Below are 23,317 nucleotides of genomic sequence, written 5' to 3'. Positions count from 1 at the left end.
TGAAGGGCGGCGGGCGAAGCCCGCCGGCACGCATCGGGCGTTACGCCATCACGACGTTTTCGAGGCGGAACGTGAACGGCAGCGAGCGCGGGCCCGGGCCGCCGCCCGTCATCACGATGTCGGCGCTCGCGATGCCGAGCAGCGACAGTTCCGCGTTGATGTCGGAGATCACCGCCGAGTTCAGCAGCGCACCCTGTTCGATCTGCGACGCGACGCCGATCCACAGCGTCGGCTTGAACTGGAACACGGCCTTCTGGCCCGGCGCGATCGACGTCTTGCGCGCAAGCGCGCTGCCGTCCTTGTAGATCGTCGCATTCACGGCGCCGGCCGGCAGGTCGTTGCGCACCTGCACCTCGCTGCTCGCGCCCGGGTCGCCGCCGAGCTGCAGCACGTCGCCCGAGCTGGAGCGCACGACCTGGAACACCTGGCCGTTGGTCGCGTTCTGCTGCGGCATATAGTTGCCGTAGCTGTCGCTCGCGCTCACGCTCATCGTCATCGGGAACTTGAACGGATGGTTGTCGCCTTGTCCGCAGTTGCGGATCACCTTCCATGCGATCGCGAGTTCGTCGAAATCGGTCGCGACGTTCTTCTGGAAGATCACGATGCTCGAGTTGTTGGCATCGTTGGAACGGTTGATCAGGTTCAGCTGGATATCCACGTCGTTGCTCCTTGAGTTGAAGAAAGCGGCAATCGGTTTGCCGCGCACCTGCCTGCCGGTCCACGGGCCTGGCGCTGGCGCCAGCCCGTCGAACCGGAAAAATCGAACATGAAGCCGTTTCGGGCGCTACAGCCGCACGACCTGCTCGAGCGCGAAGCCGAACGGCTGCGCGTCGGCGCCGGTGCCGCCGCCCGTCATCACGATGTCCGCGGCGGCGAGGCCCGCGAGCGGCAGCAGCGTGCTGGCGCTCGACAGCACCGCGGCGTTCAGCGCATGGCCTTCCTGCACCTGCGACGCGACGCCGATCCACAGCGTCGGCGTGAACCGGAACACCGCCTTCTGCCCCGGCGCGACCGCGTGCTTCGCGGCGAGCAGCCGGCCTTCGCTGAACGCGTTGACGTTCACCGCGCCGCGCGCGAGCCGGTTCACGACCTCGATGTCGCCGCCTTCGCTGCCGGCCGGGTCCGGCTCGAGCCGGCCGCGCCCGTTCGGCAGCGCGTCGATCATGAAGCGCGCGCCCGGCGGCGCGGCGACGCGCGGCGAGAAGTTGCCGTGCTCGTCGCCGAGCGCGATGTCGATGTCGGTCGAGTAGGCGAACGGATGAAAGCAGTCGCGGCCGCAGAAACGGATGACCTTCCACGCGATCGCAAAGGCGTCGAGATCGGGCACCACGTCGCGCTGGAACAGCACCACCTCGCTGTTGCCGCAATCGTTCGAGCGGTTCACGAACCGCAGCCGGATGTTCATGACGGCTGCTCCGTCGCGTCGCCGCCGGCGTCGTCGCGCAGGTTGCGGTCGGCCCATTGCGCGAGCGCCGGCGCGACGCCCGTTGCCAGCGACGACACGTGCAGCGCGTGTGCGCGGGCCTGCGCGTGCAGGTCGCCCGCGAAGCGGCCGAACGCCATCGCGGCGTCGCCGGGGCCGCGCGTGCGGCCCAGATCGTCGAGGCACTGCGCGGCGGCGTCGGCCAGCGCGCCCGCGTGCTGCAGATGGCTCTGCGTGAAGCGCGTCGCGAGATCGGCGTTCAGCGCGGCGAGTTCCTTGACGGCCGCAGCCGAGCCGCGCAGCCCGAGCTGCGCGATCTGGTCGCGCCACAGCGTGTCGGCGGCGGCCTGGCACGCGTCGAGATAGCGGTGCCCGGTCAGCAGCGCGGTGTGCGCGAATGCGCGCCACGCGGGGCCGTGCGGCGTGCCGCCGGCGCCGGTCGTCTGCGCGACGACCTTGCCGTAAAGCTGGAGCGCGTTGAGGTTCGCGCTTTCCCATTGGGCGATGAGGGTGGAGAGCATGGCGTGTCCTTGTCGTGTGAGAGTCGTCGAAGCGGCGGCGCGCCGCTCATTGGCGCGGCGCGCCGAGGCGCTGCACCATCTGCATCACGGCGGCCATCTGCGGCGCGTCGCGGCGATAGAAGCCGGGCTGCGTCGGCTCGGCGTTCGTATAGCCCCAGAAATCCCAGCAGCCGAGCGGGTTCACGCCCGACTTCGCGACCTGCGGATAGAGCACGATCAGCCGGTTCGTGTCGGCGATCTCGTTGTAGCCGACGCCGCGGATCATCCGTTCGCCGACCGTCGCGACGTTCTGCACGCAGCCGTGGAATACGACATGCACCGCGCACGACGCGCGCTCGCATTCGGCGGGCACGTACACGTAGCCCGTATCGCCGAGCGACGCGCGCTGCTGCGGATCGAACGCGCGCTGGTCGAACGCGAGCAGCGTGCCGCCGGCCTGCGCGGCGGGCGGGTTGAGCGGCCGGTCGGGCGTCGCGTAGATCCAGCGCACGATGTCGTGCGCCTGCTCGAAGCCGCAGTTGTCGATGTACGGGCTCGCGTTCGCGCTGCACGCGGCGTCGCCGGGGCGATCCGTGACGAACGCGTGGCCGGCGTCCGGATGGCGCCGGTACTTGAGGTTCGCGGGCGGCACCTGCGCGAGTTCGTAGAAGCGTGCGGTCTGGTCGACGACGCGCGTCGACACGACCGTATCCTTCGCGCCGCTGAACACGTAGACGCGCTGGCGGCGCAGGTTCGCCGGATCGTCGATCTCGTCGCGCTGCGCGAACGTGCGCGCGGCGCGCAGCGCGTCGGCGGCGGACGGCGCCGGGCCGACCGGCTGCATGCACAGCGTGGTCGCGGCGACGGCCGGCGCGATCAGCTCGCTCGCGCCCGCACAGTAGAACGGGCCGCCGGCGATGATGCCCGCGCCGATCAGCCGGCTCGAATACGCGACGTCGAACTGCGCGGCCATGAAGCCGCCGGACGACAGGCCCGACACCGACGTGCGCTGCAGGTCGGCCGCATACGCGGGCAGCGGCGCGGCGCCGGCGGCGAGCGCGGGTTGCGGCGTGGCGGCCGCGGCGACGGCAAGCGCGGCTGCAACTGCGGCTGCAACTGCGGCAAGTGACGCGCGGGCCGCGCGCGGCACGGTGAAACGGCGCGGCTTCGCGTGATCGAACGGCGGAAAGACATTCATGTTGGACTCCTGTCGTGAGATTCGTCGGGGTGGCGCGTGTTGCCCTTGAGTGAGGCGACGGCTTCAGCTTAGGCGCGGCGCGCGGCGCGGTGAATGGCGCGAACGGCAGGGTCGGCGGCCCGTGACGTTCGTCCTGCGCCGCGCGCGGCGCTCACGAAAGAAACAGCGCGCGCTCGGCCTGGCGCCGCTTCGTGAGGCCCGCCAGCGGCCGGCCGCCGGCCTTGTTCCACACCAGGAACTGGTCGGCCGCGCGGGCGCTCGCGCCGGCGTTCAGGTAACGCAGCAGCGTCGACGATCGCAGCCGGCCCGCGCCGAGATTGAAGACGAACGACATCAGCGCGTCGAACTGCTGCTGGGTGATCGGCACGCGCACGAGCTTGCGCAGGTTCAGCTCGGCGCCGCGCAGGTCGTGTCTCAGCAGCGCGTCGGCTTCGGCCTGCGTGAGCGGGCGGGTGAACTGCTCGTGCGGCAGGATCAGGTGGCCGTAGCCGATCGTCGGCTTGCCGACCGCATCGAGATACCGGGCGAGCCGCAGGCCCTCGAAATGCTTGATCAGCTCGATGCCTTGCGTGCCGGTGCGTTCAGGCTGGTTCGCCATCGTGGTGCTCCTCGTTGCCGTGCCGTGCGCGCGGCACCAGGCGGTGCGTGTATTCGTCGATCACGCGCATGATCGCTTCGGGCGGCGCGAGCGCCGCGAACTGCATTTCGATATCGATGTGCTCGGTGTCGCGCTGCCCCGGGTTGCCTTGCGCGTCCTTTCTCGACGAGCGCGGCGCGAGCGTCACGTAGAAGCGCCCGCGCTGGTCGTCGCCGGCGAGGCCGCCGGCCGGCAGCGCCTCGGTGAAATCGCCGCGCACCGTCAGGTGCACGACCATCCGCTCGAGCGCGAGGCCGCGCGGCGTCGCGAGCGCGACGAGCGGCACCGGCATCGTGTGTTCGGCGTCGAGCGCGACCTGCACTTCGCGCGGCGCGAGCAGGCCGTCGTCGCGCTCGTCGAAGAACTGGTCGAGCATCGCCGTGTACTGGTGCGCGAGCAGCTGGTTCGCGGCCGCCGCGGCGTGCTGCATGCCGCGTGCGATCTCGTCGAGCGCGATACCGCGCGGCGGCGGGCGGTCGGCGTCCGCCGGCGCGCCGGGCGGCGTGCCGGCAGGGGGCGCGGGGGGCGGCGCATCGGACGGCGGCGCGGCGGCGGGGCCGGGCGCGGCGCCGGCCGGACCGCCCGGTGATGCATCGGCGGCGCTCGGCGCGGGCGGCGGGGCCGACGCATCGGCCGTCCCGCCCGCCGGCTCGCCCGGCGCGGCGCTGGTATGCGGTGGCGCGGGCGGCGCGGGCTGAACCGGTCGCTCCGCCGGCCCGCCCGCATCCCCCGGCGCACCGGTGCTCCCGTGCGGCGTGCCGGCGGCGGCCGGCGGGTCGTCGGGCGCGGCCGGGCCGCGTCGCCGTTTGAATAGCCTGATCATGGCCGGCCCCGGGCGCTTACGGGTGCGTGCCGGCTTGCGCAGGCGTGCCGCCCGCCGCGCCGGCGGCGCCCGCGCCCGCGCCGCTGCCCGACGTCTCGCCGACCAGCGTGCCGTCGGTCGGCGTCGCGGGCAGCGGCTTCACTTCCTTCGCCTTGTCCGCGGTGACGGCCGGCTTGGTCGCCGCGTCGGTCAGGAAGTCGATCACGCGCATCAGCGCTTCGGGCGGCTGCTGGCGCTTGATCTGCGTGTGGATCGAATACTTCGCGCGCGTGTCGGTGCTGCGCGTCTGCTCCGACTTGTGCGACACGCGGCCGGACAGGCTGACGCTGACGGGCCCCCAGCCGATCTTGGCCTTGAACTCCCCGCTGCCCTCGGTCGACGACGACGCCTTTTCCGACTGCGTGATCTCCATCTCGAAGTCGATCGTGCCTTCCTCGATCGCGATGATCGGGTGGACGACCGCGGCGAGCAGCGGGATCCGCATGGTCTTCTGCACGACCCCCTTCGAGACGCCGCTCTCGTCCACCAGCGTTTCGTCGTAGTCGAACTGCACGGCCACCGCCTTGCCGCCCTGGATGCAGACCTGCATCAGAAAATCCGTATAACTCTTCGCGGCCTGCGTTTGCGCGTTGATCATCGCGTTTAATGGGCCGGCGATCATTTGATCCATCGGTAAAGCGTTAATCACCGAACCAATGAAATTAGCGTCCATGAATAAACTCCTCCGCCTGTTGATGGCAGCGGAAATTCGCTGCCGTTATTCAAGTTAGGGAATCGAAGGGAATCATGGAAGATGACGTCGGTCACGTCCGGCGGCCTGGGCCGGCTGCTTGGGGCCGGAAGAAATGGCTGAACGGGGCGGTATTAGGACATTCTTCCCGGATCGACGAGCCTAGTGCGCGGCGAAAGAAACAGCGGTAAAAAAGCCAGCGGAAGTGGAGAAAAAAAACCTAATCCGAGCATTCCGCTATCGAGGAAACCGCCGAAATGAACGTCTTGATGATCGATAGCCCGCCGTTATTCGTGGCAGGCGTGGCTGGCGTATTGTATAAACGCGACATGAGCTGGCATGTGTGGGCTGCCCAGCGCCCGGAGGACGTTCATCGGCTGCGCGACGCGCTGCTGCCGGACACGGTCGGCGCCATCACGATCGAGTGCGACGACCATGCCGCGTCGACGAGCTGGCCGAACGTGCTGCACGAGGCGTTCGGCGCGACGCCGTGGCTGTGCGTGGTCGCCGGGGTGTGCCGGCGCTCGATCGCCGACGCGCTGCTGGCCGGCGCGGCGGGCATCATCGACCGCCATGCGAGCGCGGACGACTTCGCGGATGCGCTCGACCGGATCGCGTCCGGCGCAATTTACGTGCCGGCGGGCGACGGCGGGGCGGGGCCCGCACGACCGTTCGGCCTGCCGGCCGGCGACGACCGCGCGTTCGAGCGGCTGACGCCGCGCCAGCGCGACGTGCTGCGGCTGCTGGCGGAAGGCAAGTCGAACAAGCAGATCTGCCGCGTGCTGAACGTCGCGGAGGGGACGATCAAGAATCACCTGTATGCGCTGTTCCGGCAGATCGGCGTGAGCAACCGGACGGAGGCCGCGTTATGGCTGGCGCGCCATGTGCCGGCCGAGCCGTCCGGCTGCACCTTCACGTCCGCCTGCAATCCGCCGGGGTGACGCGCGGGGCGGGGCCCGGCGCGGCGGACGCGGCAGCGGACGGCGCGTTCCCCGGGGCGGCCAGCTCGGCCCGCAGCGCAACGAGCGCGTGCCGGATCGGTTCGGCGCTCACGCTCACTTCGCCGGCGAACGGGCGGTCGACCGCCATCACGAAGAAGAACGCGAGCCCGAGCGTCACGGCCCAGATCGACACGAGCCCGATGTTGAAGCGCGTGCCGGGCAGCGCATACAGCAACACCAGCGACAGGCTGCTCGACAGCAGCATCACGGCCCACAGCGTCGTCGGCATCGCGGAATCGAGGCTTTGCAGGCGGCTTTGCCGGTACTTGACCATCTCGTTGGCGCGCGCCATCACTTCCGACAGCAGCACGCGTTCGCGCTCGTCCGCGGGCGCGACGTGGTTGATTGCCGCGAACATCCGGTCGAACGCGGCTTCCGCGCTCGGCGCGGCGCGGGCGTGCTGCTGCATCTGGGGCCACTCGTCGTCGGCAACGCGTGCGAGATAGGTGGCGAGCGCCTGGCGCGCGGCATCGGCGCCGGTGCCGGCGCCGCGGAACGCCGCGAGGTCGTGCGCCAGCTCGGTCGCGCAAGCGGCTTCGGACGCGACGGTATCGGCCGCGGCCTGGTACGACGTCCAGACGGATACCGCCGAGAACGCGACGAGCAGCGAGTTGATGGTCGTGACGGCCGACATCATCGCGATGATCATGCCGCGCTGCTCGGCGTCGAGGCGGCCGGGCATGATGCGCCGGAACACGGCATAGCCGAGCAGCGCGGCCGCGAGCGTCGCGGCCACGATCAGTGCGCCCATCGCGGCGGCGGGGATGTTGTACAGGAACAGCATGGCGTTACTCCTGGTGGTCGTTGGGGGGAGAGGGGGGAAGCGGGGCGCCGTGCCGCGCGAGCGACGGGTCGGCCGCGAGCATCGCGCGCGTGAACTGGGTGAGGCGGGCGCGGATCGCGTCGGCGGAGGCGGACGTATCGAGCGATTGCTGCAGGTCGAGCAGGCTGGCCGCGAGCTCGCCCTGCCACTGCACGCGCTCGCTGGCGGTGCGCGCGCGGGTCGCGGCGAGCGTCGCGTCGACGTCGCCCGAGCGATCGCCTTGCACGAGGGTCTCGAGCGTGTCGACGAGACGCTGCAGCACGCGGTGCACGGCCGTCGCCGAGAAGCCGCCGAGCATCGCGAGCGCCGGGCGGCCGAAGCTGTGCATGCTGCCTTGCGCGAACAGCTGGGCCGGCAGCATCTCGACGAGGATCAGCCCGGCGATCACGCCGAGAATCAGCCGCGCGCCGTACGACGCGTCGTATTTCGGGTCGTACGTCGACGCGGCGATGTAGCGGTGCGCCTGGAACAGCGTCGCGAACGATGCGCCGAGCCCCGCGCAGCACAGCAGGAACAGCGTGTTCCACAGCAGCTGCGCGCCGTCGGATTGCAGGAAGCCGCGATCGATGTTCTCGCTCGACACGTGCGGCGACAGGCTCGTCGCGATCACGGCGAGCAGGAAGCCGATGGCCGACACGGTCAGCAGCCGGACCAGCGGCACCGGGCCGAGCCACGCGAGCGGATGCGCGCTGCGGCGGTGCAGGTCGAGCAGCGTGACCGCCTGCGGCGTGGCCGGCGCGACGAGCGCGGCCAGCTTGCGGTGGAGCGTCGCGAGCAGGTGCTGCTGGGCCGGCATGAGCGGCGTGGCGGCCGGCGCACCGCTGCCGGCCGTCAGCGCCGCGAGTTGCGCGACGGTGTCCGGCTCGACGGGCAGCCCGTGATGCAGCGCGTAGCGGGCCATGGCTTCGCATTCTTCGCAGAGCTGAGTTGCGAGCCCGTCCGCCGCGCGCGGCGCGGGGGCCGGCGCCGGCGTCGCGCGATGCCGGTTGTCGCGCCAGCGCGTGAAGCGTGTCGTGTCCATTTCATTGCGCTCCGCCCTGGCCCGGCACGTCGACCGTGAATTCGTGGATCGCGACCTGCTCGCCGGCCGCCGCGCCCAGATGCCGCATGCAGCGCGCCGGCGCGACGCGGTTCCACCTCGGCCGCGTGCGATCGACCTCGAACACCACGACCTGCCGGGCGGCGCGCCCGTCGTTGTGCACGATGTATTGCAGCGAAGGCGGCACGGGGAACGCGGCGTCGGTGATGTTCACGCCGTACGACGGCACGAAGTCGATCACGTAGCGGGGCTCGGCGAGATGCGGCGCTTTCGCGTCGCGCGGCGACGGCGCGTTGCGCCACAGCAGGTAGTCGCGGCAGATGTCGATGCCGAACGGCGGCACGCCGTCGTGGCGGTTGTCGAACCCTTCGGCCATGCGCGCGCCGTAGCGGCCGGCGCCGGGCGCATGCGGGGCGGTCGTGCCGTGCGGCGCGACGGCGCTTTCCTGCAGCACCTCGACGGGGCTGCCGTCCGCGAGCTGGAAGGTCCGCGAACCGGCGTCCGCGCGCTCGCTCGTCTGCAGGCCGTAGTCGATGCGCGACGTGTGGTGCTTCGGCCATACGGCCGCGCGCCGCAGCCCCGCGTCGTCGCCCGCGTCGAACGGCGGCAGGAAGTTGGTCGTGGCGTATACGTAGTTCAGCGATTCGAACAGCGCGCCGTGCTGCGCGGCCTGCGCCGTGCCGGGCGGGCGCGGCACCTCGAACAGCATCGCCGCGGTGCCGGGCAGGAACACGATGTGCCCGAAGTGCCAGGCCGGGAATTGCTCGGCGACTTCCGCGATCGCGTCGCACACGGGGCCGATCTGCAGTGCGGGGAGTTCATGGACGTCGCGCAGGTCGCGCAGCGCGTGCCACGGCACGTTCCAGTAGAACTCCGGCGCGGTGACGAACGTGACGGGCAGGCGGCGCGCGTCCGCCTCGTCGTGTTCGGCCTGGACGGCGTACAGCGCGAGCGAAACGGCTTCGTGCAGATGCTCGAGCAGATGGTTCTGCAAGCGCGTGACGTAGGTCTCGAGCGGTTCGTGCGGATGACGCGCGGGCTTGGCCGCGCAGTCGTAGCGCACGGAGATGACGCGGACGAACTGTTTCATGACGACGGTTCCTTCGATGGGGGCGCGCATCGCGCGGAAAGGGCGGATTCCGGATGCGGCGCGGCCGCCGATGCGGGGCGCGCCAGCCGGCGCGACGGGTGGCGCGCGGACATCCGGGGCGCGCGGTGCGCGCGAATCCGTGGCGCCACTTTGCGTGGCGCGCATCGCGCGGACAATGCGGCAGTCGTCATGGAACCGGGCGTGACGAAACGCCCGTGACGGGGGGCGTGAACGGGATGTCGCAGCGGGGGCGACGCACGATGGAGCACGATGGCGCGCCACGTTCACGGGCCGTTCGGCCCGGTGCGCGGCGGGACGGATGCCCTATCGCGCGGCGCCGGATGCGCCGCTATCGTGGAAGGCAGTTGCGCGCGGCAAGCGCGTCGAACGAAACGAACCGAACGGAGAGGAGTGCGATCGATGAGACTGATCGGCTATCACGCGACGCGATCGGGGCATCGCGCGTCGTTGTCGGCGGGGCTGCGGCAGACGACGGCCGGCTGGGATCCGGCGGCGGGCGGCGAACTCGGCTACGGCTTCTACGTGATCGCCGACCTGGCGAAACCGCAGGCGCTGTATCGCGACGGCTACGGCGCGGCGACGGCCGTACAGCCGCAGGAAGGCGTCGACATCTGGGAGGTATGGTGCGACAGCGATCTCGACACGCTGGCCGCGCGCGCGGTGCCGGCCGCGCGGCAGGGGAGCCGGATCACGTCGGACCTGTGCGAGGACTACGACTGGCTCAGCCACGCGAACGAGCGGCCGCCGGTGCGGATCAAGTTCAACCCGCGCGCGTATTCGCACCTGACGGTGAAGCTGAGCGAAACGCTGAGCCGGCCGGAAGCCGAGCGGCGCGCGTTCGGCTAACGGGCGGTACGGCGCGGCGTCGTGCCGCGTCGCACCCCGTATGCGACGGCCTTACGCCTGCAATTCCAGCGCGAGCAGCTCGGCGACCGTTTGCCGGCGGCGGATCAGGCGCGGCGTGCCGCGATCGACGAGCACCTCCGGCGCGAGCGGCCGGCTGTTGTAGTTCGAGGACATCGACGAACCGTACGCGCCCGCGTCGTGCACGAACAGCAGGTCGCCGATCTGCGGCTGCGGCAGGTGGCGGTGCGTGACCACGCCGCCCGCGTCCTGCGTGAACACGTCGCCGGATTCGCACAGCGGGCCCGCGATCGCGACGTGCGCGAGCGGCCGGCCGTCGGGCGTCGCGCCGTCGGGCGTGTGCACGCTGACGCCGTGATAGCTGCCGTACATCGCCGGGCGCATCAGGTCGTTGAAGCCCGCGTCGATCAGCACGAAGTCGTGTTTCGGCCGGCGGTTGATCGCCTGCACCTCGGCGACGAGCGTGCCCGATTCGGCGACGAGGAAGCGGCCCGGTTCGATCTCGATGCGCACCGCATGGCCGAGATGCTGCTCGATCCGCTTGCGCGCGGCGTCCCACTGGCTGAAGTAGTGATCGACGTCGACGCGCGGCTCGCCGTCGCGGTACGGGATCGACAGGCCGCCGCCCGCCGAGATCGCCTCGATGTCGTGGCCGAGCGACGTGACGAGGTCGACCATCGCGTCGCACACCTGCGACAGGTGGCCGTAGTCGACCCCCGAGCCGATATGCATGTGGATGCCGACCAGCCGGAGCCCGTGGCGCCGCACGATCTCGATCGCCTGCGGCACGTCGTCGATCCAGATGCCGTGCTTGCTCTGCGGGCCGCCGGTGTTGGTCTTGTTGCTGTGCCCGTGGCCGAAGCCGGGGTTGATGCGCAGCCACACGCGGTGGCCGGGCGCTGCTTCGCCCACCCGCGCGAGCATGTCGAGCGAGCCCGCGTTGACGGTCACGCCATGCTTGAGCACGGCCGCGAGCGTCGGCCGGTCGACGAGGTCCGCGGTGAACACGACGCCTTCCGGGTCGCCGTCCGGCCGGAACCCGGCCGCGAGGCTGCGCTCGATCTCGCCGAGCGACACGGCATCGACGAGCACGCCCTCGTCGCGCATCAGCTTCAGGATATGGACGTTCGAGCACGCCTTCTGCGCGTAGCGGATCACGTCGAACTGGCGCAACTGCGCGATGCGGTTGCGAATGACGTCGGCGTCGTACACCCACAGCGGGGTGCCGTGTTGCTGCGCGAGCGTCGCGAGCTGGCGGGAATCGAGAGACATGGTGAGCGGGTCGAATCGAATGAACGGATAGTGCGGATGATGCGCGCAAACGGCCATCCAGTAAAATGCCGGTTTATCGACATTCAATTCATTCCTGATATATATGGCTGCGCTCACGCATCGCCACATCGAGGTCTTCCGCGCGCTGATGGTCACCGGCAGCGCGACCCGCGCGGCCGAGATGCTCTACACGTCGCAGCCGACGATCAGCCGCGAGCTGGCGCGGATGGAGCAGGTCGTCGGCTTCGCGCTGTTCGAGCGTGCGCACGGCCGGCTGCGGCCGACGATGGCCGCGCTGACGCTGTTCGACGACGTGCGGCTCGCGTATGTGGGGCTGGAGCGTGTCGCGGCGACCGCCGCGCGGCTGCGCGAATTCCGCGACGGGCAGTTGTCGGTGATCGCGCTGCCGGCGTTCTCGCACGCGATCCTGCCCGGCGCGTGCCGGCGCTTCCATGCGGCGCATGCGGGCGTCAGCGTGTCGGTCGCGACGCAGGAATCGCCGGTGCTCGAGGAATGGCTGACCGCGCAGCGCTACGACCTCGGCCTGACCGAGCACGACGTCGCACCGGCCGGCACCGTGCTCACGCCGCTGCTCGAGGCCGACGAGGTGTGCGTGCTGCCGGACGGCCATCCGCTGCTCGCGAAGGCCGCGCTCGATCTCGAGGATCTCGCCGACCGCCCGTTCGTCAGCCTGTCGCTGAACGACCCGTACCGGATCCTGATCGACGAGGCGTTCGCGCAGCTTGGCGTCGCGCCGCGCTCGGTCGTCGAGACGCCGTCGGCGGTGTCGGTGTGCGCGTTCGTGCGGCAGGGACTCGGCGCGGCGATCGTCAATCCGCTGACCGCGCTCGATTTCGTCGGGCGCGACTTGCATATCCGGCCGCTCACACGCTCGTTCCCGTACCGGGTCAGCATCATCGTGCCTGAGCACCGGCCGAAGAACCTGCTGGTCGACGCGTTTGCCGGCGCGCTGCGCGGCGAGGCGAAGGCGATCCGCCGCCGGCTCGCCGCGCATCTCGGCTGACGCGCGGGGCGGATTGCGGGCCGTATGATGGAGGCTTCGTTCCGCTGCCGCCCGCCGCCATCATGACCGCTTCGCCCGTCCTGCCCGAACAGCCGACGCTCGTCGGCGACCACGTCGAACTGCGGCCGCTGCAGGCATCGCATGCGCCCGCGCTGCTGGCGGCCGCCGCCGACGGCGAGCTGTGGAACCTGAAGGTCACGGTCGTGCCGGGCCCCGCGACGATCGACGCGTATCTCGCAACCGCGTTGCAGGGCCGCGCGGCCGGCACCGTGATGCCGTTCGCGATCGTCGAGCGTGCAACGGGGCGCATCGTCGGCAGCACGCGCTTCTGGAAGATCGACCTGACGAACCGCAAGCTCGAAATCGGCCATACGTGGTTGAGCGCATCGGTGCAGCGTTCGCGCGTGAACACCGACGCGAAGCTTCTGCTGCTCGCGTATGCGTTCGATACGCTGCGCTGCGTGCGCGTGCAGTTCACGACGGACGAACTCAACGAGACGTCGCGCGCGGCGATCCTGCGGCTCGGCGCGAAGCAGGAGGGCATCGTGCGTCACGAGCGGATCATGCCGGATGGCCGCAAGCGCAATTCGGTGCGCTTCAGCATCATCGACGACGAGTGGCCCGAGGTGCGGGCGAGGCTCGCGGAAAAGCTCGCGCGATAGCGGTTCGCCGAAGGGGAAGGCCGCCGCCGGGAGAGAGGGCCGGCGGCGGGAGCGGGACAACGGCCGCGCGACGCGCGGCACGCGATGACGGCGTTACTGCGCCGATGCGAGGTGATGACGCTGCGCGAGCTTCTGCGCATCCGCATAGTGCGCCTGCAGGATCGGCAGCGCCTGGCGCGCGACCTCCTTCAGCTTCGTGTCGCGGCCCGACGCGATCTCGGCCTGGAACACCGACAGCGTCTTCTGCTGGCCCGCGAGCGCGACCTGCTCGATGTACGCCTTGTCGAACTCCGCGCCGCGCAGCGTCTTGATGCTGTCGAGCACGGCGGTGTCCGGGTTGTTGTGCGGCACGTCGATGCCGCGCGGGCCCGCGGCGCGCATCGCCTGGATGATCTTCTCGTTGTCGGCGATCACGCGTTGCGCGAACGCCTTGACCTGGCTGTCCGACGTGCGCGAGTCGGCAATTCTTGCCGCGTCCTTTTGTGTCGACACGGTTTTCGTGCCGTCCGTGATGAAGCTCTGGTCGGCTTCATGCAGACGCGGCGCGGCGGCCGACGGTGCGGCCTGGGTCGGCTGTGCCGGTTGGGACGGTTGGGCCGGTTGCGCGGTTTGTGCGGTCGCCGTCACGGCGACCAGGAGAAGACCGGCGGCAGACAGGGCAAGGCGCGAAGCAGTAGGAAAACGGTTCATGGGACCTCCTTTCAATCGGGGCTCGAGTTGAGGGACGGATAGCGTGATCCGTTGCTGTGCGAGAGTCCGGGCGCGTGCCCGGGCCGGTGTCGACCGCCGCTCTGCCGCGGCGTCGGTCGCAGGGGTAACCGGCCCGATTGATTCTAGGGAAGGGGTTTGCCCGCAGGTGAAACCGTGCTGTCGCTTCTGTAACGGTTGGTAAGACGAATGGACGCGCGCGGCACACGAGATCGAGCAGCGCGTCGAGCCGGGTCAGCAGCGGCGTCGCGCAATGCATCTGCAGCGTGCCGGGCGCGGTGTAGCCCCACGCGACGCCCTGGAATGCGACGTGCGCGCGGCGCGCAGCTTCCGCGTCGCGGATCTCGTCGCCGACGTACAGCATGTCCGTCGCGCGCAGGCCTGCGTCGCGCGCGAGCGTGCGCAGGCGGCGCGACTTGCCGAACAGCGGGATGCCGCATGCGAAGTGCGCGACGTGGCGGCCGGCCTGCGCGCCGAGCCGGTCGCGCACGACCGCTTCGGTGTTCGACGTCGCGATCGCAATGCGCACGTCGCGCGCCGCGAGCGCGGCGAACGTGTCGGCGACGCCCGGGAACAGCGTCACCTGCGCGATGCGCTGCTGCATCAGGCGGCGCATGTCGCGCGTGACGCGCGGCACTTTCCACGCGGGCACCTCGAGCGCACGGATGATGTCGCGCGCGGACAGGCCGCGCAGTTCGGCGAGCAGTGCGTCGTCGACGCGGCGGAAGCCATGCAAGCGCGACGCTTCCGATAGCGCCGCGACGAAACAGTCGAGCGAATCGGCCAGCGTGCCGTCGAAATCGAATGCGATGAGTCGGTAGGTCATGGGCGTCGGGCGAGTGTGGCGCGATTGTAAGCGCTGCGCGGGGCGCGCCGCTCGCGTGCGCCGCGCTATGCACGAATCGTGAATACGTTATGGCGGCAAATCGCTTGGCGTGCGCGCCGCGCGTCAACTAGCATGACCGCTCGGCGCGCGGCGCGCCGTTTCACGACACGTTCCCAAGGAGGCTCACCATGTCTTTGCGTTCGCTCGGCACCTCGTCCATCCAGGTCTCGCCGATCGTGTTCGGCGGCAACGTGTTCGGCTGGACGGCCGACGAGGCGACCTCGTTCTCGCTGCTCGACGCGCTCGCCGACCACGGCATCAACTTCATCGACACGGCCGACGTCTATTCGGCATGGGCGCCCGGCAATCGCGGCGGCGAGTCGGAAACCATCATCGGCAAATGGCTGAAGCGCCGCGGGCGGCGCGACGACGTCGTGATCGCGACCAAGGTCGGCCTGCTCGAGGCGCGCGCGGGCCTGTCGCGCGACACGATCCTGAAGGCGGCCGACGAATCGCTGCGCCGCCTGCAGACCGATTACATCGACCTGTATTTCTCGCACAGCGACCTGCCCGACAGCGCGCCGCTCGAGGAAACGCTCGGCGCGTACCAGGCGCTGATCGATGCGGGCAAGGTGCGCATCGTCGGCGCATCGAACTACAGCGGCGCGCGCCTGCGCGAGGCGGCCGGGATCAGCCGCCGCGACGGCCTGCCCGCGTACCAGGTCGTGCAGCCCGAATACAACCTGTACGATCGCGCCGAGTACGAACGCGACATCGAGCCGGTCGCCACCGAGCTGAAGCTCGGCGTCGTCACTTACTATTCGCTGGCGAGCGGTTTCCTGTCCGGCAAGTACCGGTCGAACGCGGACCTCGGCAAGAGCACGCGCGGCGAGCGCGTCGCGCGCTATCTCGACGCGCGCGGGCTGCGCATCCTCGACGCGCTCGACGCGGTCGCCGACAAGCACCGCGCGACGCCGACGGCCGTGGCGCTCGCGTGGCAGATCGCGCGCCCGAGCGTCACCGCGCCGATCGCGAGCGCGACGTCGCTCGCGCAGCTGCACGACCTCGGCGCGGCGATCCGGCTCGCGCTCGATGCCGACGACGTGAAGCGCCTCGACGAGGCCAGCGCGTACTGACTGATGACTTCGCTGTAATAAGTTTGTAAGTTTTCGCGGCGGCGGATCGCGACGAACGCGCGTGATCCACCGCCGGCAATTGCAGCGCCCGCGCACAGGCCCCAGAATAGCCGCACCGATCGTCGCAATCGGCACGATCGGCATTCACACCAGCATACGGGCAGCGCGTGGGCATCAACTTCGATCTCACCGACTTGCAGGCTTTCCGGGCCGTGGTGCAGCTCGGCAGCTTCCGCAAGGCGGCGGACGCCATCAACATTTCGCAGCCGGCGTTGAGCCGGCGCATCGAGAAGCTCGAGGAAGCGCTGGGCGTGCGGCTGTTCGAGCGCACGACGCGCCGCGTCACGCTGACGACGGTCGGGCGCACGTTCGCGCCGAGCGCCGAGCAGCTGCTCGACGATCTCGACGCCGCGCTGCTCGGCATCCGCGACGTGTCGTCGAGCCGGCTCGGCCACGTGACGATCGCGTGCGTGCCGTCGGTCGCGTATTACTTCCTGCCGAACGTGATCGCGCGCTACCGCGCGCGTTACCCGAAGATCCGCATCAAGCTGATCGACGCGAGCGCGAACGAGGTGCTCGACGCGGTGATGAGCGGCGAGGCGGATTTCGGCGTGAGCTTCATGGGCAGCCAGGAGCCCGGCGTCGAGTTCCGGACGTTGCTGCAGGAGCGCTTCGTCGCCGCGTGCCGGCGCGACCATCCGCTCGCCGCGAAGAAGCGCGTGACGTGGCGCGAGCTGTATGAATACGAGCACGTGTCGGTCGACAAGACGTCCGGCAACCGGCTGCTGCTCGACCAGGCGCTGGCGGGCGTCGCGCCGCACACGCCGAGCGTGTGCGAGACGCGCCACGTGACGACGATGCTCGGCCTCGTCGAGGCGGGGCTCGGCGTCGCGGCGGTGCCGTCGATGGCGATGCCGCTGCCGACGCATCCGATCCTGACGAGCGTGCCGCTCGTCGAGCCGGTGGTCACGCGGCGCGTCGGCATCGTGCGGCGGCGCGGCCGCACGCTGACGCCGGCAGCGCAGGAATTTCTCCAGTACGTGCTCGAGTGCCGCAAGCCCGCCGCGCCGCGCACGCGCGCGGCAGGGGTGCGCGCGTGACGCTGCTGCGGCCGCTCAGGCTGCTGTACGTGCAGGTGCTGATCGCGATGGCGCTCGGCGTCGCGCTCGGGCATGCGTATCCGCAGGCGGGGGTGGCGCTGAAGCCGCTCGGCGACGCGTTCATCGCGCTCGTGCGGATGATGGTCGCGCCGATCGTGTTCTGCACGATCGTGACGGGCATCAACGCGGCGAGCGACGGCGCGCGCATCGGCCGCACGATCGTCAAGGCGCTTGCGCTGTTCTACGCGCTGACCGCGGCCGCGCTCGCGGCGGGGCTCGCGATCGCGTATGCCGCGCGGCCCGGCGACGGCCTGCATGTCGTGGCCCGGCAGCTCGATGCATCGGCGCTCGCGTCGCTCACGGCGCGTGCGCCGGCTACGGGCGTTGCATCGTTCCTGCTGCAGATCATTCCCGATACGCTCGTCGGCGCGTTCGCCGGCGGCGACGTGCTGCCGGTGCTGCTGGTCGGGCTGCTGTTCGGTTTCGCGCTGGCCGCGACCGAGCGGCGCGACGGCGTCGTGCATGCGTTCGTCGAAGGCATCGCACGCGTGCTGTTCCGCGTGCTCGCGCTCGTGATGCGGCTCGCGCCGCTCGGCGCGTTCGGCGCGATCGCGTTCGCGGTCGGGCGCTTCGGCATCGATTCGCTCGGCTCGCTCGGCCGGCTGATCGTCGCGATGTATCTGGCGTGCGCGCTGTTCGTGATGCTGGTGCTCGCGCCGCTCGCGCGCCTGCACGGCTTCTCGCTGTGGCGGCTGCTGCGCTACCTGCGCGAGGAGCTGCTGATCGTGCTCGCGACGTCGTCGACGGAACCGGTGCTGCCGCGCCTGCTCGTCAAGCTCGAGGCGCTCGGCTGCGACAAGGGTGTGGTCGGGCTCGTGCTGCCGGCCGGGTATTCGTTCAACCTCGACGGCACCGCGATCTACCTGACGCTCGCCGCGACGTTCATCGCGCAGGCGTGCGACGTGCCGCTGTCGGCCGCGCAGGTCGCGACCCTGCTCGCGGTGATGCTGATCACGTCGAAGGGCGCGGCCGGCGTGTCGGGCAGCGGGCTCGTCGCGTTGATCGCGACGCTGACGGTGGTGCCCGACCTGCCGGTCGCGGGCGTCGCGCTGCTGGTCGGCATCGACCGCTTCATGTCGGAGGCGCGGGCGCTGACGAGCGTGATCAGCAACGCGTGCGCAGTGGTCGTCGTGTCGATCTGGCAGCGGGGCTGCGATCGCGCGCGGCTGCGCGCGATGCTCGATCCTCGGCGGCAGGCGTCGGTCGGTTCCGACTAAGAAGCGCCGGCGCACGCCGATTCATCAGGATGACTGCGGAAAACCCGGGCGGGTCCCGTCGGCCTGCATGCGTCGTCGCGCTCTCACTTAGGCGAGGCAGACGCGACGCAATGCCACCGTTCGCTGGTACACGGATCGATCGAGCCACGGCACGAACACATACTCGTCGTAGGCGTCGCAGCCGATCAGGATCCAGCGGGATAGAACATTGGACATGGCGGTCTCCTTTTTGCCGTTGGCCCCGATGTGCGGGAAGCGAAGCGCTTTCGTCGCCATTCGGCGTGCTCACACGACGGTATACCCGGAACGCGCGCCGCTTATTCCTGCGCGGGAGATACCGCATCGCCGGAATAAATCGGCCCGCCCGCCGGTATGGCGTTCATGCGTGGCACACGCGGGGAGAGGCAGATGGACGACGAGCAGAGGCAGGCAGGGGTGCCTTCGACCCGGCGCGGCGCCGGCACACAGGAACCGGAGCATGGCGGGCACCGACAGGCCGCGCGAATGCTGCAGCTCGGTTCCGGCATCGTGCTGTGGCTATATGTGTCGATTCATCTGGTCAACCACGCGCTCGGCATCTGGTCCATCGACATCGCGGAGCGCGGCCTGACCCTCGCGATCGCGCTCTGGCGCAGCGCGCCGGGAACCGTGCTGCTGTACGGCGCGGCCGGCCTGCATTTTGCGCTGGCGATCCGCACCATCTACAGCCGGCGGCATTGGGCGCTGCCTCGCGCCGAATGGCTTCGCCTGTGGGCCGGGCTCAGCCTGCCGCTGCTGCTGATACGTCATGTGGTGGGCACGCGCGTCGCCACCACGCTGTTCGGCTTCGAGCCGACTTACGAACGCGTGATCGTTTCACTGCTCACGAGCGGCACGCAAGGGTTGCAGATCGCATTGCTCGCGCCGGGATGGGTGCACGGCTGCCTTGGCCTGTGGTTCCATCTGCGCCGCCATGCGCCGCTGCGGCGCGCGAAGCGGGCGCTGGTGGCCGTGGTCGTGCTGTTGCCGATATTGTCGGCGGCCGGTTTCGTGCAGATGGCGCGCGGGATCGCGCCGGCGCACCGCGCGGTTCGGGCGCCCGACGCGGTGCTGGTTGCGCACCGCGCCGCGCTGGACGGCTGGCGCCACTATCTCGTCATCGGCTATCTGTCGCTGATCGCGACGGCGTTCGCCGGCGGCCAGTTGCGAAACCGGATCGCCGGCGGCAATGCGCATCAAGCATCCGCCGAGCAGCGGCGCGCGAACTGACGAGGGGAGCCGCGCCGCTGCCGATGCGTCAGTTCGCCGTTACGGAATCGAGCCCCGTGGCCCGCACGACCGGCTGCGCCTGCGGCGACGCGAGATAGTCGAGCAGTTTCTTCGCGTCGTCCGGATGCTCCGCGCCGACCGGGATGCCGCCCGCGAAGCGCGTGACCGACTGCACCGACTCGGGCACCTTGCCGACGTACGTGACGCCCGGCACCGGCAGCAGCTCGGCGACCTGCTGGAAGCCGATCTCGTAGTCGCCGTTCGCGACCACCGACGCAACCGGAATTCGCGGCACCATCGACGCCTTCGGCTTCACCTGGGCTTCGACGCCGAGCTTGCGGAACATCTCCTTCTCGATGTACACGCCGCTCGCGCTGTCGGAGTAAGCGACCGACTTCGCGCGCAGCAGCGCGTCCTTCAGCCCGTCGACCGTGCCGATGTCCGGTTTCGGCGCGCCCGCGCGCACGACCATGCCGATCCGCGAATCGGCGAGCTCGACGCGCGATGCGGGGATCACCTTGCCTTCCCGGATCAGCTGGTCGAGCGCGTAGCCGACCATGATCACCGCGTCGGCCTTCTCGCCGCGCGCGAGGCGGTTCGGAATCGCTTCCTTCGACTGGCCCATCGACGGGCCGCGAATCGTGTCGAGCGTGTCGCCGGTCGCGGCGGTGAAGCCGGGGCCGAGCTGCTGGTAGGCGGCGGTGAAGCCGCCGGAGATCATCACGCGCAGTTCGTCTGCGTGGGCGGGGAGGGCGGCAGCGAGCGTCGCGGCGGCGAGCCAGCGTGCCGCTTGGCTAACGAGCGGTCGTACATGCATCGTGCGGGAATCCGTGAACAGTGGCAGGCGCGGCGCGCGCGGTGCGCGCCGCGGGGAACGAACGTCAGGCGGTGCGCAGCGTGTCGCGGCGGCGGCTGTACAGCAGCACCGTCGCGCCGAACGCGCACGCGGCGGCGAAGCCCATCCAGTAGCCGGGCGCGGCCTTGTCGCCGGTCGAGTGGATCAGCGCGGTCGAGATTGCGGGCGTGAAGCCGCCGAACACCGCGGTCGCGAGGCTGTACGCGAGCGAGAATCCGGCGACGCGCACCTCGACGGGCATCACCTCGGTCAGCGCGGCCACCATTGCGCCGTTGTAGAGGCCGTACATGAACGACAGCCACAGCAGCACGAGCAGCATGTTGGCGAAGCTCGGCGCGTGCGCCAGCAGCGACAGCGCGGGGTAGGCGGTCAGCACGTTCAGCGCGGTCATCGCGAGCAGCACCGGGCGGCGGCCGAAGCGGTCGGACAGCGTGCCGCCGATCGGCAGCCAGATGAAGTTCGACACGGCCACGCACAGCGTGACGAGCAGGCTGTCCGCGGTGCTCAGGTGCAGCACGGTCTTGCCGAAGGTCGGCGCATAGACGGTGATCAGGTAGAAGCTCGTGGTCGTCATCGCGACGAGCAGCATCCCGCCGAGCACGACGCTCCAGTTGCGCGCGAGCGTCGCGAACACCTCGCGCGTCGACGGGCGATGCCGGCGCTGCGTATATTCTTCGGTTTCCTGCAGACTGCGGCGCAGCATGAAGATCGCCGGCACGATCATGCAGCCGACGAAGAACGGCACGCGCCAGCCCCACGCGGCGATCTGCGCGGCGCTCAGCCACGCGTTCAGCGCGAAGCCGAGCGCGGCCGCGACGATGATCGACACCTGCTGGCTGGCCGACTGCCAGCTCGTGTAGAAGCCCTTTTTGCCGGGCGTCGCCATTTCCGCGAGATAGACGGACACGCCGCCCAGCTCCGCGCCGGCCGAGAAGCCCTGCAGCAGGCGGCCGACGAGCACGGCGGCCGGCGCGAGCAGGCCGATCGATGCGTAGCCGGGCACGAACGCGATCAGGATCGTGCCGCTCGCCATGATCGACAGCGTGACGATCAGGCCCTTGCGGCGGCCGACCTCGTCGATGTACGCGCCGAGCACGATCGCGCCGAGCGGGCGCATCAGGAAGCCCGCGCCGAACACCGCGAAGGTCATCATCAGCGACGCGAACTCGCTCGTCGACGGAAAGAACACCGACGCGATCTGCGTCGCATAGAAGCCGAACAGGAAGAAGTCGAACTGCTCGAGGAAGTTGCCGGCGGTGACGCGGAATACGGCCGCGGCCTTGGAAGGGGCTGGGGGGGCCACGGGATGTGACATCTGGGTTGTCTCCGGAATTTCATTGGGCGCCGTCCGGACGGGCCGGAGCGGAGCACACATGGTCGTCCGGAATGGCGCTCGCGATAAGTGCTTTTTTTCGAAGGATTGATGCGCGTACGTTATCAATCACGCGCGCCGGATGCGCGGGGAACGCCGCTCGGCCGCGATGCGTCCCGGATCTATCTATACTGGGCCTCATCCCGTGCGGTTCCGGAAAGCCCGATGTCCCGCTTGCCCGCCACGCTCCTCGCGTCGATCGATGCCGACAAGGCGGCGCTCGATGCCGCGCGCCCGCTGTCGCGAGAGGTGTGCCTGTCGTTGCGCGCGAAGCTGATGCCGGCACGGGCCAGCCGCGCGAATGCGAGCGCAGACGCTGCGCCAAGCGAGACCCGGATCGTGCTCGAAAGCCTCCTGACGGCCGCGATGTCCGCGCGCGCGCCGGCGGATGCGGCGCGTCTTGGCGATGCGATCCGCTATGCCGAGGACATCGTCGCGCAGCGCGAGCCGCTTTGCGAGCGGCAGATCCGCAACCTTCACCGGCTGGTGCTGAAGGGCCACGGCGAAGTGCGGCCGTACCGCCAGGAGAACGTCGCGATCGCGGGCACGGCCACGCACCCGCCCGACTTCCTGGACGTGCCGGCCGCCATGTCGGCGCTGATCGACTGGTACGGCGGCGCCGCCGCGCTGCACCCGATCGCGCGGGCGGCGCAGCTGCACACGCGCTTCGTCGGAATCCATCCGTTCGTCGACGGCAACGGCCGCACCGCGCGGCTGCTGCTCGGCCTCGAGCTGATGAAGGCCGGCTACCCGCCCGCGGCCATTCGTACGAAGGATCGCCGCGCGTACTATGATGCGCTGGACGGCGCGTGCATGCGCGGCGACTTCGGCGACATCACGCGCGTGGTCGCACAAGCCGTGCAGCGCGCGCTGCGCCTGACTCTCGACCTGCTCGGGCCGCGCCGGGCCGATCCCTTTCCCAACCTCCCCGACGGAGAACCGACGTGCCCGCTGCCGCTCCCGCCACGCTGAGATTTTCGACCGACCCGCGCGAACTCGACGTCGACGCGATCTACGACTTCCTGCATCTCGACGCGTATTGGTCCAAGGGCATTCCGCGCGACGTGTTCGACCGCTCGCTCGCCGGCTCGCTGTGCTTCGGCGCGTACCTGGGCGACCGGCAGGTGGGGTTCGCGCGGCTCGTGACCGATCACGCGACGTTCGCGTACCTGTGCGACGTGTTCGTGTTCCCGGCCGAGCGCGGCCACGGCTACGGCCGTGCACTGATCGACCACGTGTTCGCGCAGGAGATGGTGCAGGGGCTGCGCCGCATCATGCTGGTGACCGCCGACGCGCACGCGCTGTACCGGCCGGTCGGTTTCGGCCTGTCGGACAACCCGGAACGGATCATGGAAATCCGCCGCCCGGACATCTACACGAAGCGCTGATACACGAAGCGCCGACGCCGTGCGCATACAATACGCGCTTCCCGAATCACCGAATCACCGAAGGAAGCACGTCATGACCGAACAGGAAGCCGAACAGCTCGCGACCCACCGCCATTACAAGGGCGGCCTGTACCGCTTCGTCGGCGTCGCCCGGCACTCCGAAACCGAGGAATCGCTCGTCGTGTACGAGCACCTGTGGCCGCATGCGCGCGGGCTGTGGGTGCGGCCGGAAGCGATGTTCAACGAGAACCTCGCGGACGGCACGCCGCGCTTCCGCAAGCTGCGCGACTGAGCGGCCG

Annotated in this window: 26 protein-coding genes and 1 pseudogene; 11 read left to right on the top strand and 16 right to left on the bottom strand. The window is 70.1% G+C overall.

Features of this window, described 5'->3' with window-relative positions; genetic code table 11:
• Positions 1-40: 40 nt before the first annotated feature.
• The 7 genes from HWY45_RS25990 to HWY45_RS25960 all read right to left on the bottom strand — a co-directional run bounded on the left by HWY45_RS25990 (position 41) and on the right by HWY45_RS25960 (position 5,293).
• Positions 41-658, bottom strand: coding sequence for a hypothetical protein (locus HWY45_RS25990; protein ID WP_059563082.1), 618 nt, complete (start codon positions 656-658; stop codon positions 41-43).
• 126 nt (positions 659-784) lie between these two features.
• Positions 785-1,405: a hypothetical protein gene (locus HWY45_RS25985; RefSeq protein ID WP_059880148.1), complete on the bottom strand. Its 621-nt coding sequence runs from the start codon at positions 1,403-1,405 to the stop codon at positions 785-787.
• On the bottom strand, positions 1,402-1,944 hold the full coding sequence (locus HWY45_RS25980) for a hypothetical protein (protein ID WP_059804411.1): 543 nt from the start codon (positions 1,942-1,944) through the stop codon (positions 1,402-1,404). Before HWY45_RS25980 ends, HWY45_RS25985 begins: the two co-directional genes overlap by 4 nt.
• 46 nt (positions 1,945-1,990) lie before the next feature.
• Complete coding sequence (locus HWY45_RS25975; protein WP_059880145.1) at positions 1,991-3,121, bottom strand: extracellular catalytic domain type 2 short-chain-length polyhydroxyalkanoate depolymerase; 1,131 nt, start codon at positions 3,119-3,121, stop codon at positions 1,991-1,993.
• Positions 3,122-3,272: 151 nt separating this feature from the next.
• Positions 3,273-3,719: a lysozyme gene (locus tag HWY45_RS25970; protein ID WP_059880142.1), complete on the bottom strand. Its 447-nt coding sequence runs from the start codon at positions 3,717-3,719 to the stop codon at positions 3,273-3,275.
• Positions 3,703-4,581: a DUF2589 domain-containing protein gene (locus tag HWY45_RS36970; RefSeq protein WP_230942616.1), complete on the bottom strand. Its 879-nt coding sequence runs from the start codon at positions 4,579-4,581 to the stop codon at positions 3,703-3,705. Before HWY45_RS36970 ends, HWY45_RS25970 begins: the two co-directional genes overlap by 17 nt.
• A 16-nt stretch (positions 4,582-4,597) precedes the next feature.
• Complete coding sequence (locus HWY45_RS25960) at positions 4,598-5,293, bottom strand: DUF2589 domain-containing protein (RefSeq protein WP_059880136.1); 696 nt, start codon at positions 5,291-5,293, stop codon at positions 4,598-4,600.
• A 275-nt stretch (positions 5,294-5,568) separates the two neighbouring features.
• Here HWY45_RS25960 and HWY45_RS25955 point away from each other — a divergent pair, with 275 nt between their 5' ends.
• The gene (locus tag HWY45_RS25955; protein WP_059563074.1) at positions 5,569-6,252 is read left to right on the top strand and encodes a response regulator transcription factor; all 684 of its coding nucleotides are present in this window, start codon (positions 5,569-5,571) and stop codon (positions 6,250-6,252) included.
• Here HWY45_RS25955 and HWY45_RS25950 read toward each other — a convergent pair.
• Genes HWY45_RS25950 through HWY45_RS25940 form a run of 3 tightly spaced genes read right to left on the bottom strand, consistent with a single transcriptional unit; the run spans position 6,224 to position 9,264 of the window.
• Complete coding sequence (locus tag HWY45_RS25950) at positions 6,224-7,096, bottom strand: bestrophin-like domain (RefSeq protein WP_059804422.1); 873 nt, start codon at positions 7,094-7,096, stop codon at positions 6,224-6,226. The genes HWY45_RS25955 and HWY45_RS25950 overlap by 29 nt on opposite strands.
• Before the next feature lie 4 nt (positions 7,097-7,100).
• Entirely contained in the window at positions 7,101-8,156 is a 1,056-nt protein-coding gene (locus tag HWY45_RS25945; protein WP_059804426.1) for a hypothetical protein, read from the bottom strand.
• Between the two features lies 1 nt (position 8,157).
• Positions 8,158-9,264, bottom strand: a complete 1,107-nt coding sequence (locus HWY45_RS25940; RefSeq protein WP_059880133.1) for a hypothetical protein — start codon at positions 9,262-9,264, stop codon at positions 8,158-8,160.
• Positions 9,265-9,684: 420 nt separating this feature from the next.
• Between HWY45_RS25940 and HWY45_RS25935 the strand changes: the two genes are divergently transcribed.
• Entirely contained in the window at positions 9,685-10,131 is a 447-nt protein-coding gene (locus tag HWY45_RS25935; protein WP_059880130.1) for a hypothetical protein, read from the top strand.
• Positions 10,132-10,182: 51 nt separating this feature from the next.
• Here HWY45_RS25935 and lysA read toward each other — a convergent pair whose 3' ends face one another.
• Complete coding sequence (lysA, locus tag HWY45_RS25930) at positions 10,183-11,421, bottom strand: diaminopimelate decarboxylase (RefSeq protein ID WP_059880208.1); 1,239 nt, start codon at positions 11,419-11,421, stop codon at positions 10,183-10,185.
• A gap of 103 nt (positions 11,422-11,524) precedes the next feature.
• Here lysA and HWY45_RS25925 point away from each other — a divergent pair, with 103 nt between their 5' ends.
• Together HWY45_RS25925 and HWY45_RS25920 are read left to right on the top strand one after the other, a co-directional pair.
• Positions 11,525-12,445, top strand: coding sequence for a LysR family transcriptional regulator (locus tag HWY45_RS25925; protein WP_059804435.1), 921 nt, complete (start codon positions 11,525-11,527; stop codon positions 12,443-12,445).
• Positions 12,446-12,507: 62 nt separating this feature from the next.
• Positions 12,508-13,107: a GNAT family N-acetyltransferase gene (locus HWY45_RS25920; RefSeq protein WP_059804438.1), complete on the top strand. Its 600-nt coding sequence runs from the start codon at positions 12,508-12,510 to the stop codon at positions 13,105-13,107.
• Positions 13,108-13,200: 93 nt separating this feature from the next.
• Here HWY45_RS25920 and HWY45_RS25915 read toward each other — a convergent pair whose 3' ends face one another.
• Positions 13,201-13,797 (bottom strand): DUF4142 domain-containing protein, encoded by a 597-nt coding sequence (locus HWY45_RS25915; RefSeq protein ID WP_059880128.1) that lies wholly within the window; start codon positions 13,795-13,797, stop codon positions 13,201-13,203.
• Positions 13,798-14,020: 223 nt separating this feature from the next.
• Positions 14,021-14,641: pseudogene (locus HWY45_RS25910) on the bottom strand (HAD hydrolase-like protein); the annotation flags it as partial.
• Between the two features lie 188 nt (positions 14,642-14,829).
• Here HWY45_RS25910 and HWY45_RS25905 point away from each other — a divergent pair.
• The 3 genes from HWY45_RS25905 to dctA all read left to right on the top strand — a co-directional run bounded on the left by HWY45_RS25905 (position 14,830) and on the right by dctA (position 18,154).
• Complete coding sequence (locus HWY45_RS25905; protein ID WP_059880125.1) at positions 14,830-15,777, top strand: aldo/keto reductase; 948 nt, start codon at positions 14,830-14,832, stop codon at positions 15,775-15,777.
• Between the two features lie 167 nt (positions 15,778-15,944).
• Entirely contained in the window at positions 15,945-16,877 is a 933-nt protein-coding gene (locus HWY45_RS25900; protein WP_059880122.1) for a LysR family transcriptional regulator, read from the top strand.
• On the top strand, positions 16,874-18,154 hold the full coding sequence (dctA, locus tag HWY45_RS25895) for a C4-dicarboxylate transporter DctA (protein WP_059563063.1): 1,281 nt from the start codon (positions 16,874-16,876) through the stop codon (positions 18,152-18,154). The genes HWY45_RS25900 and dctA overlap by 4 nt, the downstream gene beginning before the upstream one ends.
• Before the next feature lie 87 nt (positions 18,155-18,241).
• Here dctA and HWY45_RS37190 read toward each other — a convergent pair whose 3' ends face one another.
• Positions 18,242-18,370 (bottom strand): hypothetical protein, encoded by a 129-nt coding sequence (locus HWY45_RS37190; protein WP_257785962.1) that lies wholly within the window; start codon positions 18,368-18,370, stop codon positions 18,242-18,244.
• 288 nt (positions 18,371-18,658) lie between these two features.
• Between HWY45_RS37190 and HWY45_RS25890 the strand changes: the two genes are divergently transcribed.
• Entirely contained in the window at positions 18,659-19,402 is a 744-nt protein-coding gene (locus HWY45_RS25890) for a hypothetical protein (protein WP_059880116.1), read from the top strand.
• 28 nt (positions 19,403-19,430) lie between these two features.
• Here the strand turns inward: HWY45_RS25890 and HWY45_RS25885 are convergent, their stop codons facing one another.
• Both HWY45_RS25885 and tcuC read right to left on the bottom strand, forming a co-directional pair.
• Complete coding sequence (locus HWY45_RS25885; protein WP_059880111.1) at positions 19,431-20,219, bottom strand: substrate-binding domain-containing protein; 789 nt, start codon at positions 20,217-20,219, stop codon at positions 19,431-19,433.
• Positions 20,220-20,283: 64 nt separating this feature from the next.
• Entirely contained in the window at positions 20,284-21,573 is a 1,290-nt protein-coding gene (tcuC, locus tag HWY45_RS25880) for an MFS transporter (RefSeq protein ID WP_059880108.1), read from the bottom strand.
• A 222-nt stretch (positions 21,574-21,795) separates the two neighbouring features.
• On the opposite strand from tcuC, the gene HWY45_RS25875 reads away from it, so the two are divergent.
• From HWY45_RS25875 to HWY45_RS25865, 3 genes are all read left to right on the top strand, one after another.
• Positions 21,796-22,602 carry a Fic family protein gene (locus tag HWY45_RS25875; protein WP_059880105.1) on the top strand — a complete coding sequence of 269 codons (807 nt, stop codon included), beginning with the start codon at positions 21,796-21,798 and terminating at the stop codon, positions 22,600-22,602.
• A complete protein-coding gene (locus HWY45_RS25870; protein WP_059804470.1) occupies positions 22,575-23,018 on the top strand; it encodes a GNAT family N-acetyltransferase in 444 nt (147 codons plus the stop codon). Before HWY45_RS25875 ends, HWY45_RS25870 begins: the two co-directional genes overlap by 28 nt.
• Before the next feature lie 73 nt (positions 23,019-23,091).
• Positions 23,092-23,310, top strand: coding sequence for a DUF1653 domain-containing protein (locus tag HWY45_RS25865; protein ID WP_059804475.1), 219 nt, complete (start codon positions 23,092-23,094; stop codon positions 23,308-23,310).
• The last annotated feature ends 7 nt before the right edge of the window (positions 23,311-23,317 follow it).

It is taken from the genome of Burkholderia stagnalis, from assembly GCF_902830275.1.
Lineage (GTDB): Bacteria > Pseudomonadota > Gammaproteobacteria > Burkholderiales > Burkholderiaceae > Burkholderia > Burkholderia stagnalis.
This window is presented reverse-complemented; position numbering and strand designations above follow the sequence as displayed.

Bases quoted from the DNA above. Each gene is read 5' to 3' on its own strand.
- HWY45_RS25940 (WP_059880133.1), bottom strand. From the start codon at position 9,264: ATGAAACAGTTCGTCCGCGTCATCTCCGTGCGCTACGACTGCGCGGCC.
- HWY45_RS25960 (WP_059880136.1), bottom strand. From the start codon at position 5,293: ATGGACGCTAATTTCATTGGTTCGGTGATTAACGCTTTACCGATGGAT.
- HWY45_RS25890 (WP_059880116.1), top strand. From the start codon at position 18,659: ATGCTGCAGCTCGGTTCCGGCATCGTGCTGTGGCTATATGTGTCGATT.
- tcuC (WP_059880108.1), bottom strand. From the start codon at position 21,573: ATGTCACATCCCGTGGCCCCCCCAGCCCCTTCCAAGGCCGCGGCCGTA.
- HWY45_RS36970 (WP_230942616.1), bottom strand. From the start codon at position 4,581: ATGATCAGGCTATTCAAACGGCGACGCGGCCCGGCCGCGCCCGACGAC.
- HWY45_RS25935 (WP_059880130.1), top strand. From the start codon at position 9,685: ATGAGACTGATCGGCTATCACGCGACGCGATCGGGGCATCGCGCGTCG.
- HWY45_RS25865 (WP_059804475.1), top strand. From the start codon at position 23,092: ATGACCGAACAGGAAGCCGAACAGCTCGCGACCCACCGCCATTACAAG.
- HWY45_RS37190 (WP_257785962.1), bottom strand. From the start codon at position 18,370: ATGTCCAATGTTCTATCCCGCTGGATCCTGATCGGCTGCGACGCCTAC.
- HWY45_RS25920 (WP_059804438.1), top strand. From the start codon at position 12,508: ATGACCGCTTCGCCCGTCCTGCCCGAACAGCCGACGCTCGTCGGCGAC.
- HWY45_RS25945 (WP_059804426.1), bottom strand. From the start codon at position 8,156: ATGGACACGACACGCTTCACGCGCTGGCGCGACAACCGGCATCGCGCG.
- lysA (WP_059880208.1), bottom strand. From the start codon at position 11,421: ATGTCTCTCGATTCCCGCCAGCTCGCGACGCTCGCGCAGCAACACGGC.
- HWY45_RS25950 (WP_059804422.1), bottom strand. From the start codon at position 7,096: ATGCTGTTCCTGTACAACATCCCCGCCGCCGCGATGGGCGCACTGATC.
- HWY45_RS25875 (WP_059880105.1), top strand. From the start codon at position 21,796: ATGTCCCGCTTGCCCGCCACGCTCCTCGCGTCGATCGATGCCGACAAG.
- HWY45_RS25905 (WP_059880125.1), top strand. From the start codon at position 14,830: ATGTCTTTGCGTTCGCTCGGCACCTCGTCCATCCAGGTCTCGCCGATC.
- HWY45_RS25980 (WP_059804411.1), bottom strand. From the start codon at position 1,944: ATGCTCTCCACCCTCATCGCCCAATGGGAAAGCGCGAACCTCAACGCG.
- HWY45_RS25925 (WP_059804435.1), top strand. From the start codon at position 11,525: ATGGCTGCGCTCACGCATCGCCACATCGAGGTCTTCCGCGCGCTGATG.
- HWY45_RS25915 (WP_059880128.1), bottom strand. From the start codon at position 13,797: ATGAACCGTTTTCCTACTGCTTCGCGCCTTGCCCTGTCTGCCGCCGGT.
- HWY45_RS25985 (WP_059880148.1), bottom strand. From the start codon at position 1,405: ATGAACATCCGGCTGCGGTTCGTGAACCGCTCGAACGATTGCGGCAAC.
- HWY45_RS25955 (WP_059563074.1), top strand. From the start codon at position 5,569: ATGAACGTCTTGATGATCGATAGCCCGCCGTTATTCGTGGCAGGCGTG.
- HWY45_RS25975 (WP_059880145.1), bottom strand. From the start codon at position 3,121: ATGAATGTCTTTCCGCCGTTCGATCACGCGAAGCCGCGCCGTTTCACC.
- HWY45_RS25885 (WP_059880111.1), bottom strand. From the start codon at position 20,219: ATGCATGTACGACCGCTCGTTAGCCAAGCGGCACGCTGGCTCGCCGCC.
- HWY45_RS25970 (WP_059880142.1), bottom strand. From the start codon at position 3,719: ATGGCGAACCAGCCTGAACGCACCGGCACGCAAGGCATCGAGCTGATC.